The sequence below is a fragment of the Thermobifida cellulosilytica TB100 genome, assembly GCF_001517975.1.
In the GTDB taxonomy this organism is placed as follows: domain Bacteria; phylum Actinomycetota; class Actinomycetes; order Streptosporangiales; family Streptosporangiaceae; genus Thermobifida; species Thermobifida cellulosilytica.
Genome location: NZ_KQ950188.1, coordinates 98,258 through 112,047 on the forward strand (window position 1 = coordinate 98,258; position 13,790 = coordinate 112,047).

Consider the following 13,790-nt stretch of genomic DNA (forward strand, 5'->3'; position numbering starts at 1 on the left):
TCTCTTTCAGTCGAGGGGCGTGGCCTCGTCCCAGACCCGTTCGAAGCTTTCCAGGTAGGTGGTCACCATGCTGCCGCCAGCCACCTTACGCAAGTGGAGCACGGGCGCGTTCGCCGCTGGCACGCCGTAGACGTGTGTGTTCACGAGCATCTGGTCGTCGGCGCGGTAGATCGAGTTGTACAGGACCGTGCGGTGCAGCCGGAACTCCACACCCTCCACGGCACGCAGCGGCCGGTACAACACGATGACGTTGCGGATCTTGGCGGCCATGGCGTCGTCAATGCCCTCGTCAGCGCCGCGCTGGGCGACCGCCTCGCACTCAGGGTCGCCGAGCAGGATGCGCACCCGCACCCCGGCTTCGGCCTTGGCGGCGAGAATCCTGGACACGCTGACGTCCTCGGCCAGGAAGAAACCGCTGTAGACGAGAATGCCGATCTCGCGCTCGGCAGACTCGAAAAGACGCTTCCATGCATCGCTGGGAACGGTCCAGCGGTGCGGATGAATCGCGATGATCTCGCCCTCGGAAGCCGCCTTCTGCTGGTCCTTGGTCAGGGCCTGCGGCCACAGGTACGTCTCGTCTACGCCTAGACGTGCGGCGACCGCGTAGCGGTGGCGGCGGTAGGGAACGCGGCCGAGGGTGATCCAGCGCTCGACACTCTTGGTGTCCACGCCGACGGCCTCGGCGAGACTGGCCGGGGTCAGTCCCTGCTTCAGCAGTGCAGCGCGCAGTCTCTCGTTCGGCATGGAATCCGTGTTCGCGGGACGTCGGGGGACGCGCTCACATTATCGAGACGTCCTGAACACGTCCAGCCATGTAGTAGTCCCGTCCCGTGTTCCTTGCGCATCCTGCTACTTGCCCGCAGGAATCGGCGGTTCGGCCTCGACCGGCCGAACTGCCGCCCTCGACGGATCGAGGCTTAGCCTCTGGCACCAAGAATCGATACATGTTATACATGTAGCGATTTCAGGGAGTGGTCTGGCGTGGGCCAGATCAACGCAGATGAGCAGGATTCTTCATGGCGATTCAGGGTGCGTTGCCGGTGGAGTTCGAGGGCATGTCGGTCATGCCCTACGTGGACGACTCGGGGCGGCGGCCCCGGGTGGCCTACTCGCTGCGTGCCCGCGGCCTGAAGGCTCCTGGTGCCGGTGGGCGTCGGGCGGCCAAGGACGTCGCCGAATGCCACACCGTCCAGACGGTGGCGCAGGAACAGCACGTCGAGCGCCTCCTGGAGGCGCTGCGCTATGAGCCGTGCTCGCCGCGGTGCGCGAACTGGCTGCATCCAACCCCCCACGCCTCCTCCTGACCGTTCCCGAAGCCGCGCGCGTGCTGGCGATCTCCCGAAGCAAGCTCTACGAACTGCTCGCCTCCGGGGCGGTGCGCGCGCTGCGCATCGGCGGCTCTCGGCGCATCCCTGTCTCGGCGCTGAACGACTGCGTCTCCGGCCTCCTCGCCCAGTGCCCGTGCACCTGGTCGCCGCTCGCCTCGGGCACGCCGACCCGTCGGTGACCCTGCGGGTGTACGCGCACGTGGTCCGGGAGCGGATGACCGCGGTGGCCGACGCCTTCGCCCGGGCGGTGCGGGAGAGCTGTGAGCAAGAGCGTTAGCACAAGGGCCGCTCCTCGATGAGGAACGGCCCTTTGACGTGCGCACTCGGAGGGACTCGAACCCCCAACCTTCTGATCCGTAGTCGTGTGCGGGATGTCCGTGGAGGTCCGGAAACGGCGTCTGACCTGGGTGGACGCCTTTCAGGGAGGGCGATGATTCCGGAGCTGTCCAGCCCTGTTCGGAGCCGTTGTGAGCAGCCGTGTTAGCACGGGGGCGGCGACGCTACGGGATCGGGTCAGCCCTGCGCCACCCGGGATTTCGGCAACCACAGCGGCGGGCGACCACGGTCCTCGGTCGTGGTGCTCGATCGCGCCGGAGTCCTCAGCCACAGACAGGCAGAGTCGCGCGATCGAGTGCCACGGGAACCGAGGACGTCAGGAACCACGGCTCGGTGACTACGGCCGGTGGGCGGTCGCCTGCGGCAAGCGGAATCAGGAGCCGTCTGGGGGTGGCCCCGGACCGGGCGGCAGCCCGCAGCCGGGGCCACCCCCAGACGCCGCGACGGCGCGCAGCGCCGTCGCCTTGATCCCATACAGCCAGATTCGGCAGTCGATGCCGGAAGGCGAAGTCTCTGACTAGCGTGCTCGGTGGAGGTGTTTGCCGTCGTGGACGCGGACGTGGGGTGCGTCGCTGTCCAGGGCGTCGAGGAGGCGGACCGAGTAGACCTCGGTCATCCGTTCCTTCACTTCTTCGGGGGTGAGCCAGGCGACGGCGGTCGACTCTGAGGAAGGGTGCTCCCGGCCTCCGGAGGGGTGGCAGCGGAAGACCAGGGCGACGATTCCGCGGGCCATGTTCTTGTAGACGCCGGTCAGGCGGTCCACTTTCACCAGGACGCCAGTCTCTTCCCGCACTTCGCGGACGACGCCGTCCTCGGGGGTCTCGTCCAGCTCCAGGACGCCGCCGGGAAGTTCCCACGTTCCGTTGTCCCGGCGGCGGATGGCCAGAAACCGCCCGTCGTCTCGGATGACGGCTCCCGCCACTGACACTGAATGCAGCGGCGTTGACGGGGCCTCTCCGGTGCTGTTACCCATGTACAGGAGCATAGGAGGTACCCAAGGACTATGGCGAGCACAGTAGGGGCAAGGTCGGCGAAGCCGATGTACCTCCAGATCGCTGACGACATCGAGGAGCAGATCAAGTCCGACCGTCTGGCTCCGGGTGAGGAGATCCCCAGCGAGGCGGCGCTGATGGAGCGTTACGGCGTCTCCTCGGGAACGGTCCGCAAGGCCGTCGCAGAACTGCGCACGGCTGGCCTGGTGGTGACCTACCAGGGCAAGGGCTCGTTTGTGAAGTCGCGTCCTCCGGTGACACGCAAGTCCTCGGATCGCTTCCGGCGTTCGCACCGGCGGGCCGGCAAGGCCGCCTACATCGCGGAGACCGAACAGGCGGGAGTGAAGCCCACAGTCCAGGTGCTCTCGATCGGTCCGGTTCCTGCTCCACAGGAGATCGCCGACCGCCTGGGTGTGGAGGAAGGGGCCAAGGTACTGGCCCGGCGCCGCCTGTACTTCAGTGACGGGACCCCGACCGAGGAAGCGACGTCGTATCTGCCGTGGGACGTGGCTCGGGACATCCCCGAGCTGTTCGAGGAGAATCCGGGTGGCGGCGGTATCTACGCGCGACTGGAGGACCACGGGCACGAGTTCGCGGAGTACACCGAGACCATTCGAGCGCGTATCGCGACCAAGCAGGAGGCCACCGCGCTGAGACTGAGTCCCGGCTCCCCGGTCATCCACCTCACCCGCAACGCGGTGACCACGACAGGACGCGTGGTGGAGGTCTGCGACACGATCATGGCAGCTGATCAGTTCGTGCTCGACTACCGGATTCCTGCGACGGACTAACCGGCGGGTTCTCTTCTCCTTCCCCTCAGGAGGATTGACTTATGTACATAGGTGGGGCACCCTTGTCCATGCAACTCATGTACATGAGTAGATGAGCTCATCTCATGTTGATGAGCTGCTTTCTGGGTTTGCTGGTGTGGTGGTGCCCTCGATCCCTTGGCAAAGGGCACCACCACAGTCCCCCGAGGAGCAATTCCGTGACTGCCTCCGCTCCGCAACACTGCCGGGCCTGCCGGGGTCGTGGCTGGAAGACCGTCCGCCCTCGACGACTGGTCGTCGTACGTTCGTCCACCACCCGCAAGCCGTTGACGCGCGTCGTCTCTTGCTCCGCGTGTCGAGGAAAGGGTGTGTTGCGGTGACGGGGATCGCCCAACTTCCTCAGTCGTGACCAGGTATGGGCCTCAGAGCCAAGACCGGAGTTGTCGGGGGGAATGAATGCGTCCAGGGGAAGCGCGGGTTCGTGTCGTCGCTGAGGACTGGCGATCCATCACCTACGAGGCGGAGTTCACCCAGTCGAACGGTGAACGTGTGGTCAGGCGTTATCAGTGCGCCTTGCCCAAGGCCATAGCCTTACGACGGCTCAGGGCGACCTACATCGTGGGCTTGTGGCACGAAGTCGACGGAGCGTCGTGCTACCACGTCCGCCAGGTTGTCTCTCCGATCCTGTCGTCTGGTGACGAAGCAGCACGTGATGATGCGGTGCTGGTCGCTCGTGCCTTGGTCGACATGGAACGGCGCGCGACCTGCGGGGCTACTGTGGACAGTCTGCAGGTCTACACGGTGGAACGCGCGGTGGACTGGCAAGCCCTCTGACGCTTGTCGAGGCACAGAGTCATAAACGCGAGTGGGTTAGATCAACTTGGATCAAGTTCGCAGGTAAACTTGACCAAACGAGCGATGGACCAACCGGATGGTCGACATGTCAGGTCTGGAGTTTACGCCTCCTAAATACGCGCAGATCGTCCGAACGCTCCAAGAGCGGATCGAAGACGGTACCTACCCGGTGGGCGAGAAGCTGCCCTCCGAGACGCGTTTGGTGCGTGAGTTCGGCGCGGGTCGGTCTACGGTTGTTCGTGCTCTCCAGATCCTCAGCATGCAGGGATGGATCGAACGCGAACACGGGCGCGGTTCGTTCGTCAAGGGCGTTCCTCACCAGGCTGTCGAACGTTCGCATGCCGGGGCGAGTGCCTTTGAAGCTCCGGAGAACTCCAAGAGCGACCAGATCGTCTGTGCGGGACGGATGTCCGTTCCCGCGACCATCGCTGAGACGATCGGCCTACCCGAGAACGCTCCGGCGATCATGCGGCGGCGCTTGGTGCTCGTCGACGACGAACCAAGCGAGTTGGTGACGCTGTGGTTTCCTCTGGACGTGGCAGAAGGAACGGACCTTGGGGACCCCACCCCGATCAGCATCGGTGCCCGTGAACACATCCAGCGTGTCAAGCAACTCCGTCCTTCACTGGTCTTCGAGCGGCTCAGCGCACGACTGGCCACCGATGAGGAGAATGAACTCCTCGGACTCGAAAAGGGGACCCCAGTGCTCGGGATCGTCGCGCGGATAGTGGACACCTCGGGAGAAGTGCTTGCCGTCGCCGAAGTAGTTCTCCCCGGTGACCTGCATGAACTGGAAGACTCCTACTCGGCTGTGTAGGGGCCAGGGAAGCTCGATCACTTAGCCACTTGTTTGGTCAAGTTGAGCGGGCTATCCTGGCTTCAACTTAGTCAAACAAGTGGCTAAGTGATCGAGTGGATGTCCTGGAGAGGTGCTGCTAGATGGCGATTCAGGGTGCGTTGCCGGTGGAGTTCGGGACGGTGTTTCCGCATGGGGCGTTCGCGTTGGGGGTGGAGGCGGTGACGAACTTCGAGACCAAGCGGCCGGAGGTGGACCGGGAGACCGGGTTGCCGTTGTGGGCGGTGGAGGTGATCGACGCCGACCCCAACGCGCGGGGCAAGGCCAAGTCGGTGAAGGTCAAGGTGGCGGCCGAGGTCTGCCCGACCCTGCCCGATGAGGTGGCGGGGCTGCCGTTCCGGCCGGTGGAGTTCGAGGGCATGTCGGTCATGCCCTACGTGGACGACAACGGCCGTCGTCCTCGGGTGGCCTACTCGCTGCGGGCGCGCGGCCTGAAGGCTCCCGGCGCTGGTGCGCGCCGTGGTGCGGCCAAGGACGCCGCCTAGCTCCTGACAAGCAAGCGGGGCGGCCTGGTGCTGCAACACCGAGCCGCCCCTTCAACCCCTCCGTATTTCCGTTCGGCTTGCCAACCGATGAACCACAGAAGAGGTGTGTCTGATTATGGCTGACCAGCCGCCTCCCGTCTCACCCCGGGAGATCTCCGAGTTCCTGGCCCTGGTCCGTGAACGCTCCACGAACCGCGTCCCGTCGACTCCGGCCGAGGACGTGGTGTTCTTCGAGCGCAAGGCGGACCTGCTGTCCCGGATCGCCGTGCACTCCTTCGACCCCGAGGCGGTGGAGGTGGCGGCGATCGCCCGGGCCCAGCTCGACGCGGCCCGCTCCCGCCTGGCCGACTCGGCGGGGGGTGGGTGCTGATGTGGTGGTCTCCTCGCCCGGCCGCCCAGCAGGTGTCGGTGACCACGCCGGTTCCGGCGCAGGCGTTCCGGTTCGCCGCTCCGGTGCTGCCCACGCCGGTGGCGTTGATCGTGGCCCGCTGGCTGGCCCGCGCCTTGGTGCTGGTGGTGGGGCTGCCGTTCCGCTTCCCCATCGCCTGTGCTCTCCTCGCCGCTTCCCTGGCGGTGTGGCACCTCTTCGGCTGGGTGGTCGTGGCGGTGGCTTGGTCGCTGGTGGATGTGGGGTTGTTGGTGTGGTGGCGGCGCTGGCCTTCCTCGTTTCGCCGCTGGGTGGGGCTGCGCATGCTGGCCGCTTGGCGGTGGTGGTGGGTGTATGCCCGTCAGTGGCAGCCGGTGCTCGTGGTGGCGGGGTTGGCTGAGACCTACCAAGAGCGCCAGTACCTGCCCCGGATTCGGCGGGTGACGTGTTCGGAGTGGGCCGACCGGGTGCGCGTGCGCCTGGTCGCCGGGACGACTCCGGCGGATTTTGAGAATCGCGTGGTGGAGTTGGCGCACGGGTTCGGCGCGCCCTCCTGCCGGGTGGTGGTGCTCGGCCCGCGTGACATCGTGTGCGAGTTCCCGCGCTGGGACACCCTCGCCACCCCCATCGACGCCCTGGACGTGCCCGAGGCGGTCGATCTGGGAGCGCTGCCGGTGGGGCTTCAGGAGGACGGCACGCCGTGGCGGCTCAGGTTGCATGGCACGCATGTGCTGGTGGTGGGGGTGACCGGCTCGGGTAAGGGCTCGGTGCTGTGGTCGGCGATTCGCGCCATGCTTCCCGCCTTGGAAGACGGGACGGTGCAGGTGTGGGCGGTGGATCCCAAGCGGATGGAACTGTCCTACGGCCGCTCCCTGTTCGCCCGGTATGCCGACACGGGAGAAGCGGCGGTGGCCCTGCTGGAAGACGCGGTGGCCGAGATGCAGAACCGGGCCGAACGCTACGCCGGACACCGACGCTCCCACACCCCGACCACGGAGGACCCGTTCGTGGTGATGGTGTTGGATGAGGTGGCGTTCCTGACCGCCTACCACCCCGACCGGGACGTGCGGCGTCGCGCGGAGAACGCGATCGCCACGCTCACATCCCAGGGGCGTTCGGTGGGGTTCTGCGTCCTGGCCGCGTTACAGGATCCGCGCAAGGAGGTCATGAACCTGCGCAACCTGTTTCCCGACAAGATCGCCCTGCGCCTGGATGAGGCCGCCCAGGTCGACATGGTGCTCGGCGAAGGCGCACGCGACCGCGGCGCCAATGCTCACCTGATCGATCCGGCCCTTCCTGGGGTGGCGTTCGTCCGGTTGGAGGGCTCGCCCATGCCGGTACGGGTGCGGGCGGCGTATGTGTCCGATGCCGACATTGACGCCATGACTGCCGACCACACCTCGGCCGCGACAGTGGAACTCCACGTGGTGGGAGAGGCCGCGTAGATGCCCACGCCGACCGGTAAGACCACCCGCGCTGAACGCCTGGCCCAGCCGTTGGCGCGGGTGGTGGCCGAACAGGTCGCCGCCGACCACGGGGTGTGCATCCGCCCGGTGGCCCTGCGGCGTATCGACACCGTCACCGGGGCCAGCGAGGTCGTCGACGTGCCGTGCGGGGCAACACTGGAGTCTCGCTGCCCGGCGTGTGCGCGCCGCAAGCGGTCCCTGCGCCGCACTCAGTGCGAAGAAGGCTGGCACCTGACCGAAGAACCCGTCATCACCCCCAACGAACCGACCACGGTGCAGCGGGCCTGGGTCGAACAGCGGGCCGTGGTCACGGCTGAACGCGACCGGCTGGCCGCCCTCGGCGCTGACCCGAGGGTCCTGGCCGAGTTGGACCAGGCCATTGCTGATCTGGATGAGGAGATCGCTGCCTCGGGGCTACGCGGCCGAATCGCCCCACCCCCTGCCTCGGCGGTGGCCAAGACCAGGCCTCGGCGGGTGCGCTCGACCCGGCGACGCCAAGACGCGCCCGACCTGCCCAAGCGTCCGATGGTGCGCCGCACCGTGGGCCGGGCCTTCACCGACCCGGAGTCGGGCAGGGTGTTTCGGCCGTCGCTGTTCCTCACGCTGACCTGTGACTCCTACGGGCGGGTGCGCTCCGACGGCACACCGGTGGACCCGGCCTCCTACGACTACCGGCGGGCCGCACGCGACGCACTGCACTTTTCCAAGCTGGTGGACCGGTTCGTGCAGAACCTCCGCCGGGTGGCCGGGTTCGAGGTGCAGTACTTCGCCACCGTGGAGCCGCAACGGCGTCTTGCTCCGCATCTGCACATGGCGATCCGCGGCACCATCCCGCGTGCGGAGCTGCGGCAGATCGCGGCGGCCACCTACCACCAGGTGTGGTGGCCTCCGACTGATCGGGTGGTCTTCGACGGCGACCACCTGCCCATCTGGGACGAAGCAACCAGCTCCTACCTCGACCCGGCCACGGGGGAAATCCTGCCCACCTGGGACCAAGCCCTCGACGCCCTGGACGCCGACCCCCACGCCCAACCCCTGCACGTGGTCCGCTTCGGCCCCCAAGTCGACGCCAAAGGCGTGCTCGCCGGATCACCCGACGCCGACCGGTGCATCCGGTACCTGGCCAAGTACCTGACCAAGGACATCGCCGAATGCCACACCGTCGAAACCGTGGCGCAGGAACAGCACGTCGAACGCCTCCTGGACGCGCTGCGGTTCGAGCCGTGTTCGCCGAGGTGTGCGAACTGGCTGCGCTACGGCATCCAACCCCAAGCAGCCAAACCAGGACTGCGCCCGGGGTTTTGTGCCTCCAAAGCCCACCGGCGCGAGTACCTGGGCTATGCGGGCCGGCGCGTCCTGGTCTCGCGCAAGTGGTCCGGCAAGACCCTGGCCGACCACAAGGCCGACCGCCTGGCCTGGGTCCTGCGCACCCTCGGCCTCGACCCCACCAACGACCGAGAGAACACCCACCCCGCAGCCTTCCCGCTGCGCTTCCTCGGCGACGGCGACCGCATCGCCTGGGAACTGGCCCGACCCACCGACCCGGACGTGCCACCCCGCGAACACCGCCTGTTGCGGGCCGTCGGCGAGACGCTGAAACGCCGCGCAGCACTCCACGCGGCACAACAGACCACTCTTTCAGCAACTGAACAGAGGGCAGCATGACCACCCCCCCACGCCTCCTCCTGACCGTTCCCGAAGCCGCACGCGTGCTGGCGATCTCCCGAAGCAAGCTCTACGAACTGCTCGCCTCCGGGGCAGTGCGCTCGCTGCGCATCGGCGGTTCCCGCCGCATCCCCGTCTCCGCACTGGACGACTACGTCTCCGGCCTCCTCGACCAGGAGGAGGCAGCCTGATGGGCAAGCTCCGCGACGGCGTGATGAAACGCGGCAAGACCTGGTCCTACGTCATCCGCGTCCCCGCCCCGGAAACCGGAGTGAGCAAACCCAAGTGGGTCGGCGGCTTCGCCACCGAAGACGAAGCCAAAGCCGCCCGCGACGAAGCACGAGTCAAAGCCCGACGCGGCGAATACATCGAACGCAACCAGGTCACCGTGACCGACTATCTGACCGAATGGCTGGACACGCACTCTGTGCAGATCAAGCCGAAAACGTTGCAGATGTACCGGTTCCTCGTTGATCGGTACGTCGTTCCCCGCATCGGGGAGATGCGGTTGCAAGCGGTCCGTCCGGCAACCATCACCAAGCTCTACCGAGATCTTTCGGCAAGTGGTGGGCGCGACGGCAAAGGACTGTCGCCGCGTACGGTCGAGTACGTCCATGCCGTGCTGCGCAAGGCGTTCCGCGACGCCGTGGAGATTGAACAGCTCCTCCCCAGCAACCCCGTGGAGCGGGCCAAGCGGCCTCGTAAGAAGCGTTCGGAGCCGGGGGAGGTGTGGACACCTGCCCAACTGAAGGTGTTCTTGGAAGAGGCGGCACGCAGCCACCGGCTGTGGGCGTTCTTCCACGTGGCTGCCTACACGGGGGCTCGGCGCGGGGAACTGCTGTGCCTGCGCTGGCCGGACGTCGACCTCGACTCCGCGGAGGTCCGCATCGCCCGTTCGGTCTCCGTCATCGACGGCAGGCGAGTGGAAGGCTCCACCCAAGAGCGGGCGGTCCCGGGTGGTGGGCCTCGACGCGGAGACGGTGGGCGTGCTCCGTCGTCACCGTGCCGAACAGGACAGAGAACGTCAGGTCCTGGGAGAGGCGTGGAAAGGCGACCCCGACGGCTACGTGTTCACCACGGCATGGGGTGAGCCGATTCACCCCGACACGGTGTCCTCATTGATGAGGCAGTTGATCCGCAGGTACAACGAACCGGCGCAGGGACCGGGACCGGCTGAGCGGCTTCCGCCGGCACGGCTGCATGATCTCCGGCACGTCCACGCGACCACGCTGCTGCTGGCCGGGGTGCCCGTGCACCTGGTCGCCGCTCGCCTCGGGCACGCCGACCCGTCGGTGACCCTGCGGGTGTACGCGCACGTGGTCCGGGAGCAGATGGCCGCGGTGGCCGACGCCTTCGCCCAGGCGGTGCGGGAGAGCTGTGAGCAAGAGCGTTAGCACAAGGGCCGCTCCTCGATGAGGAACGGCCCTTTGACGTGCGCGCACTCGGAGGGACTCGAACCCCCAACCTTCTGATCCGTAGTCAGATGCTCTATCCGTTGAGCTACGAGTGCTGGGTTGTGTGTGGCTGCGCTGCTCCGCTCGCCGACACGAAAAACTGTAGCACAGCGCCGGGGATGGCCTGGACCGATTAATCCGGGACCGTCCCGGGCGGCCGTTAGCCGTGAGGACTGGAGGGCAGGCGTACCGCGAGACGGTGAGCAGGACCGACGCGACCGAGAGGAGTCCGGTCATGGCCACGACGGAACGCGAGGCGCGGGTTGTCGAGCGGGTGCCCAAGCAGTTGTGTGTCGGAGGGCACTGGCGGGACGCCCGGTCGGGGGCGACGTTCAAGGTGGAGGATCCGGCGACCGGGTCGGTGCTGTGCGAGGTGGCCGACGCGGGGCGGGCCGACGGGCTGGACGCGCTGGAGGCGGCGGCCGCCGCGCAGCCCTTCTGGGCGGGGTACCCGCCGCGCGACCGCGGGGAGATCCTGCGGCGCGCCTACGAGCTGCTCGTGGATCGCCAGGACGACCTGGCGCTGCTGATGACCCTGGAGATGGGCAAGCCGGTGGGCGAGTCCAAGGCGGAGATCGCCTACGCCGCCGAGTTCTTCCGCTGGTTCTCCGAGGAGGCGGTGCGCATCGGCGGCGGCTACTCGGTCGCGCCGAACGGGCAGAGCCGCCTGGTCGTCATGCGGCAGCCGGTGGGGCCGTCGCTGCTCATCACCCCGTGGAACTTCCCGATGGCGATGGGCACCCGCAAGATCGGTCCGGCGGTGGCGGCGGGCTGCACCGTGATCCTCAAACCCGCGCAGCAGACTCCGCTGTCGGCGCTGGCGCTCGCCGACGTCCTCCAGGAGGCGGGGCTGCCCGACGGGGTGCTCAGCGTGCTGCCCACCACCGACGCGGGCGGGCTGACCGGGCCGCTGCTGGGCGACGGCCGGCTGCGCAAGCTGTCGTTCACCGGGTCCACCCCGGTGGGCCGCGCGCTCATCAAGCAGAGCGCCGACCAGGTGCTGCGCACCTCCATGGAGCTGGGCGGCAACGCGCCGTTCATCGTGTTCGACGACGCCGACCTGGACGCCGCCGTGACCGGGGCGATGCAGGCGAAGATGCGCAACATCGGCGAGGCGTGCACCGCGGCCAACCGCCTGTACGTGCAGGCCGGGGTGGCCGAGGAGTTCACGGCCCGGCTCGCCGAGCGCATGGCGGCGCTGCGCGTGGGCCGCGGCACGGAGGCGGGGGTGGACGTGGGGCCGCTCATCGACGACAAGGCCCGCGGCAAGGTGCAGGAACTGGTCGACGACGCGGTGACCCGCGGGGCGCGGGTGCTGCTCGGCGGGGAGGCCGGGGACGGCCCCGGCTACTTCTACCAGCCCACCGTGCTTGCCGACGTGCCCAAGGACAGCGAGGTGTCCCGCACCGAGATCTTCGGGCCGGTGGCCCCGGTGATCTCCTTCCGCACCGAGGAGGAGGTGCTCACCGAAGCCAACAACACCGAGTACGGCCTGGTCAGCTACGTGTTCACGGAGAACCTGGGGCGGGCGCTGCGCATGGCGGAGAACCTGGAGAGCGGCATGGTCGGCCTCAACCAGGGCGTCGTCTCCAACCCGGCGGCGCCGTTCGGCGGGGTCAAGCAGTCCGGGCTGGGCCGTGAGGGCGGCAGCGTGGGCATCGACGAGTACCTGGAGGTCAAGTACGTCGGCATCGGCGGGTTCTGATCCGTTGCGGCGACGCAGAAGCCCCCGCCGGGGCGGGCCCGGCGAGGGCTTCGACGTCTGCGGAGCGGTACGGCGGTCGCCTCACGGCGCGGTGCGCAACGCGGCTCCGGGACCGCCCGGGCCACCACCGAGGTGGTGTCCGAGCGCGGTATTCCGCGAAGGCTATGAGTGGAGCCCGGGGGACACTTGCTACCGCACCGATCCACACCCTGTATAACGGAGGGCGCCCCGGCAGGATTCCCGTTGAGTGGATTTTTTCTCTCTTTTCTCGCCGCCCCCACGGACTCCGCCGGGAGGGGCGAAGGCTTCCGCAGCCCGTCGGATTCGGGACTTTCGGCAGGGGTAATCGAGCCGTTCGGCGAGGCGCCCCGACAGCGCGGCCGTTACGGTCGAAGAGAGGAGAGAGAAGCAGGGAGGCTGACATGCCGCAGGCGGACGCGCCCGGCCCGATCAGGGTGTTTCTGGTCGACGACCACGAGGTGGTGCGCCGGGGGGTCGCCGCGCTTCTGGAGGACGAAGACGACCTGAAGGTCGTCGGCGAGGCCGGCACCGCGGAGCAGGCGCTCAGCCGCATCCCCGCGGTCAAGCCGGACGTGGCCGTGCTCGACGTGCGGCTGCCCGACCGCTCGGGGGTGGAGGTGTGCCGGGAGATCCGGTCCTCCCATCCCGAGGTGGCCTGCCTGATGCTCACCTCCTTCGCCGACGACGAGGCGCTCTTCGAAGCGGTCATGGCGGGTGCCGCCGGATACGTGCTCAAGCAGATCCACGGCTCCGACCTGGTGGGCGCGGTGCGCACGGTCGCGGCGGGCGGCTCCCTGCTCGACCCGCGCAGCACCGGGCGCATGCTGGAGCGGCTGCGGGGCAACGGCGGCAAGCCCGACCCGCTGGCCGCGCTCACCCCGCAGGAACGGCAGATCCTCGACCTGATCGGGGAGGGGCTGACCAACCGGCAGATCGGGGAGCGGCTCTTCCTGGCGGAGAAGACCGTGAAGAACTACGTCTCCAGCCTGCTGGGGAAACTCGACCTCAAGCGCCGCACCCAGGCGGCGGTGCTCGTCGCGCAACTGCGCGCGAAGAGCCAGATCTGACCCTTCCCGGGAGGAAGCGAAACGTCCAGGAGAGAGGCGCATGAACGTGGATGGGCATGACACGGCGGTCACCGACAAGGCCGGGCTGGAGGTGCTCACCCGGGAGGAGTGCCTGCGGCTGCTGGCCCAGGCCCCGATCGGCCGCATCGTCTTCACCGACCATGCGCTCCCCGCGGTCCAGCCCGTCAACTTCACCATGCTGGGCACCGACATCGTCATCCGCACGTCCCCGGAGTCCAAGCTCGCGCAGGCCACCCGTGACACGGTGGTGGCGGCCCCGCACAACTCGCTGCTCATCGAGCTGTACGACGACATCGCCCAGGCGGTCTACGAGAGCATCGCGCACGCGGCCTTCGAGGAGCTGGGCGCCCTGGGCGCCGACCTGCCGGTGCAGCGGGTCCACGGCGACTACCACCTGGGCCA

Annotated in this window: 16 protein-coding genes, 1 tRNA gene and 1 pseudogene; 15 read left to right on the forward strand and 3 right to left on the reverse strand. The window is 68.0% G+C overall.

Annotation, left to right across the window (positions count from 1 at the left end):
- Positions 1–6: 6 nt before the first annotated feature.
- Positions 7–744: an XRE family transcriptional regulator gene (locus tag AC529_RS18630; RefSeq protein ID WP_068758648.1), complete on the reverse strand. Its 738-nt coding sequence runs from the start codon at positions 742–744 to the stop codon at positions 7–9.
- Positions 745–1,037: 293 nt separating this feature from the next.
- Here AC529_RS18630 and AC529_RS21075 point away from each other — a divergent pair.
- Both AC529_RS21075 and AC529_RS18645 read left to right on the forward strand, forming a co-directional pair.
- A pseudogene (locus AC529_RS21075) lies at positions 1,038–1,175 on the forward strand (plasmid replication, integration and excision activator); the annotation flags it as partial.
- A gap of 149 nt (positions 1,176–1,324) precedes the next feature.
- Positions 1,325–1,507 carry an excisionase family DNA-binding protein gene (locus tag AC529_RS18645; protein ID WP_232306829.1) on the forward strand — a complete coding sequence of 61 codons (183 nt, stop codon included), beginning with the start codon at positions 1,325–1,327 and terminating at the stop codon, positions 1,505–1,507.
- 674 nt (positions 1,508–2,181) lie between these two features.
- Here the strand turns inward: AC529_RS18645 and AC529_RS18650 are convergent.
- Positions 2,182–2,649: an NUDIX hydrolase gene (locus tag AC529_RS18650; RefSeq protein WP_068758649.1), complete on the reverse strand. Its 468-nt coding sequence runs from the start codon at positions 2,647–2,649 to the stop codon at positions 2,182–2,184.
- A gap of 18 nt (positions 2,650–2,667) precedes the next feature.
- On the opposite strand from AC529_RS18650, the gene AC529_RS18655 reads away from it, so the two are divergent.
- From AC529_RS18655 to AC529_RS18695, 10 genes are all read left to right on the forward strand, one after another.
- On the forward strand, positions 2,668–3,447 hold the full coding sequence (locus tag AC529_RS18655; RefSeq protein ID WP_068758650.1) for a GntR family transcriptional regulator: 780 nt from the start codon (positions 2,668–2,670) through the stop codon (positions 3,445–3,447).
- 435 nt (positions 3,448–3,882) lie between these two features.
- Positions 3,883–4,260 carry a hypothetical protein gene (locus tag AC529_RS18660; RefSeq protein ID WP_068758651.1) on the forward strand — a complete coding sequence of 126 codons (378 nt, stop codon included), beginning with the start codon at positions 3,883–3,885 and terminating at the stop codon, positions 4,258–4,260.
- Positions 4,261–4,357: 97 nt separating this feature from the next.
- The gene (locus AC529_RS18665) at positions 4,358–5,098 is read left to right on the forward strand and encodes a GntR family transcriptional regulator (RefSeq protein ID WP_068758652.1); all 741 of its coding nucleotides are present in this window, start codon (positions 4,358–4,360) and stop codon (positions 5,096–5,098) included.
- A gap of 122 nt (positions 5,099–5,220) precedes the next feature.
- On the forward strand, positions 5,221–5,622 hold the full coding sequence (locus tag AC529_RS18670; protein WP_068758653.1) for a plasmid replication, integration and excision activator: 402 nt from the start codon (positions 5,221–5,223) through the stop codon (positions 5,620–5,622).
- Between the two features lie 115 nt (positions 5,623–5,737).
- Positions 5,738–5,992, forward strand: a complete 255-nt coding sequence (locus AC529_RS18675) for a hypothetical protein (RefSeq protein WP_068758654.1) — start codon at positions 5,738–5,740, stop codon at positions 5,990–5,992.
- A gap of 38 nt (positions 5,993–6,030) precedes the next feature.
- Complete coding sequence (locus tag AC529_RS18680) at positions 6,031–7,434, forward strand: FtsK/SpoIIIE domain-containing protein (RefSeq protein WP_394326460.1); 1,404 nt, start codon at positions 6,031–6,033, stop codon at positions 7,432–7,434.
- Positions 7,435–9,120: a replication initiator gene (locus AC529_RS18685; RefSeq protein WP_068758655.1), complete on the forward strand. Its 1,686-nt coding sequence runs from the start codon at positions 7,435–7,437 to the stop codon at positions 9,118–9,120.
- Positions 9,117–9,311, forward strand: a complete 195-nt coding sequence (locus tag AC529_RS18690; protein ID WP_068756014.1) for a helix-turn-helix domain-containing protein — start codon at positions 9,117–9,119, stop codon at positions 9,309–9,311. The genes AC529_RS18685 and AC529_RS18690 overlap by 4 nt, the downstream gene beginning before the upstream one ends.
- On the forward strand, positions 9,311–10,210 hold the full coding sequence (locus tag AC529_RS21080) for a site-specific integrase (RefSeq protein ID WP_232306681.1): 900 nt from the start codon (positions 9,311–9,313) through the stop codon (positions 10,208–10,210). Before AC529_RS18690 ends, AC529_RS21080 begins: the two co-directional genes overlap by 1 nt.
- Entirely contained in the window at positions 10,107–10,514 is a 408-nt protein-coding gene (locus AC529_RS18695; RefSeq protein ID WP_232306682.1) for a tyrosine-type recombinase/integrase, read from the forward strand. The genes AC529_RS21080 and AC529_RS18695 overlap by 104 nt, the downstream gene beginning before the upstream one ends.
- A gap of 43 nt (positions 10,515–10,557) precedes the next feature.
- Here AC529_RS18695 and AC529_RS18700 read toward each other — a convergent pair.
- Positions 10,558–10,630, reverse strand: a tRNA-Arg gene (locus AC529_RS18700).
- 179 nt (positions 10,631–10,809) lie between these two features.
- Between AC529_RS18700 and AC529_RS18705 the strand changes: the two genes are divergently transcribed.
- From AC529_RS18705 to AC529_RS19850, 3 genes are all read left to right on the forward strand, one after another.
- A complete protein-coding gene (locus tag AC529_RS18705) occupies positions 10,810–12,279 on the forward strand; it encodes an NAD-dependent succinate-semialdehyde dehydrogenase (protein WP_068756019.1) in 1,470 nt (489 codons plus the stop codon).
- A gap of 422 nt (positions 12,280–12,701) precedes the next feature.
- A complete protein-coding gene (locus tag AC529_RS18710) occupies positions 12,702–13,367 on the forward strand; it encodes a response regulator (protein WP_068756021.1) in 666 nt (221 codons plus the stop codon).
- Positions 13,368–13,407: 40 nt separating this feature from the next.
- Positions 13,408–13,790, forward strand: a 383-nt coding sequence (locus tag AC529_RS19850; protein ID WP_198156489.1) for a pyridoxamine 5'-phosphate oxidase family protein, incomplete at its 3' end; no start/stop codon positions are given.

What these genes read in the sequence shown, in the direction of transcription:
- AC529_RS18710 (WP_068756021.1), top strand. Translation starts at nt 12,702, where the DNA reads ATGCCGCAGGCGGACGCGCCCGGCCCGATCAGGGTGTTTCTGGTCGAC.
- AC529_RS21080 (WP_232306681.1), top strand. Translation starts at nt 9,311, where the DNA reads ATGGGCAAGCTCCGCGACGGCGTGATGAAACGCGGCAAGACCTGGTCC.
- AC529_RS18665 (WP_068758652.1), top strand. Translation starts at nt 4,358, where the DNA reads ATGGTCGACATGTCAGGTCTGGAGTTTACGCCTCCTAAATACGCGCAG.
- AC529_RS18685 (WP_068758655.1), top strand. Translation starts at nt 7,435, where the DNA reads ATGCCCACGCCGACCGGTAAGACCACCCGCGCTGAACGCCTGGCCCAG.
- AC529_RS18630 (WP_068758648.1), bottom strand. Translation starts at nt 744, where the DNA reads ATGCCGAACGAGAGACTGCGCGCTGCACTGCTGAAGCAGGGACTGACC.
- AC529_RS18675 (WP_068758654.1), top strand. Translation starts at nt 5,738, where the DNA reads ATGGCTGACCAGCCGCCTCCCGTCTCACCCCGGGAGATCTCCGAGTTC.
- AC529_RS18690 (WP_068756014.1), top strand. Translation starts at nt 9,117, where the DNA reads ATGACCACCCCCCCACGCCTCCTCCTGACCGTTCCCGAAGCCGCACGC.
- AC529_RS18705 (WP_068756019.1), top strand. Translation starts at nt 10,810, where the DNA reads ATGGCCACGACGGAACGCGAGGCGCGGGTTGTCGAGCGGGTGCCCAAG.
- AC529_RS18660 (WP_068758651.1), top strand. Translation starts at nt 3,883, where the DNA reads ATGCGTCCAGGGGAAGCGCGGGTTCGTGTCGTCGCTGAGGACTGGCGA.
- AC529_RS18650 (WP_068758649.1), bottom strand. Translation starts at nt 2,649, where the DNA reads ATGCTCCTGTACATGGGTAACAGCACCGGAGAGGCCCCGTCAACGCCG.
- AC529_RS18670 (WP_068758653.1), top strand. Translation starts at nt 5,221, where the DNA reads ATGGCGATTCAGGGTGCGTTGCCGGTGGAGTTCGGGACGGTGTTTCCG.
- AC529_RS18655 (WP_068758650.1), top strand. Translation starts at nt 2,668, where the DNA reads ATGGCGAGCACAGTAGGGGCAAGGTCGGCGAAGCCGATGTACCTCCAG.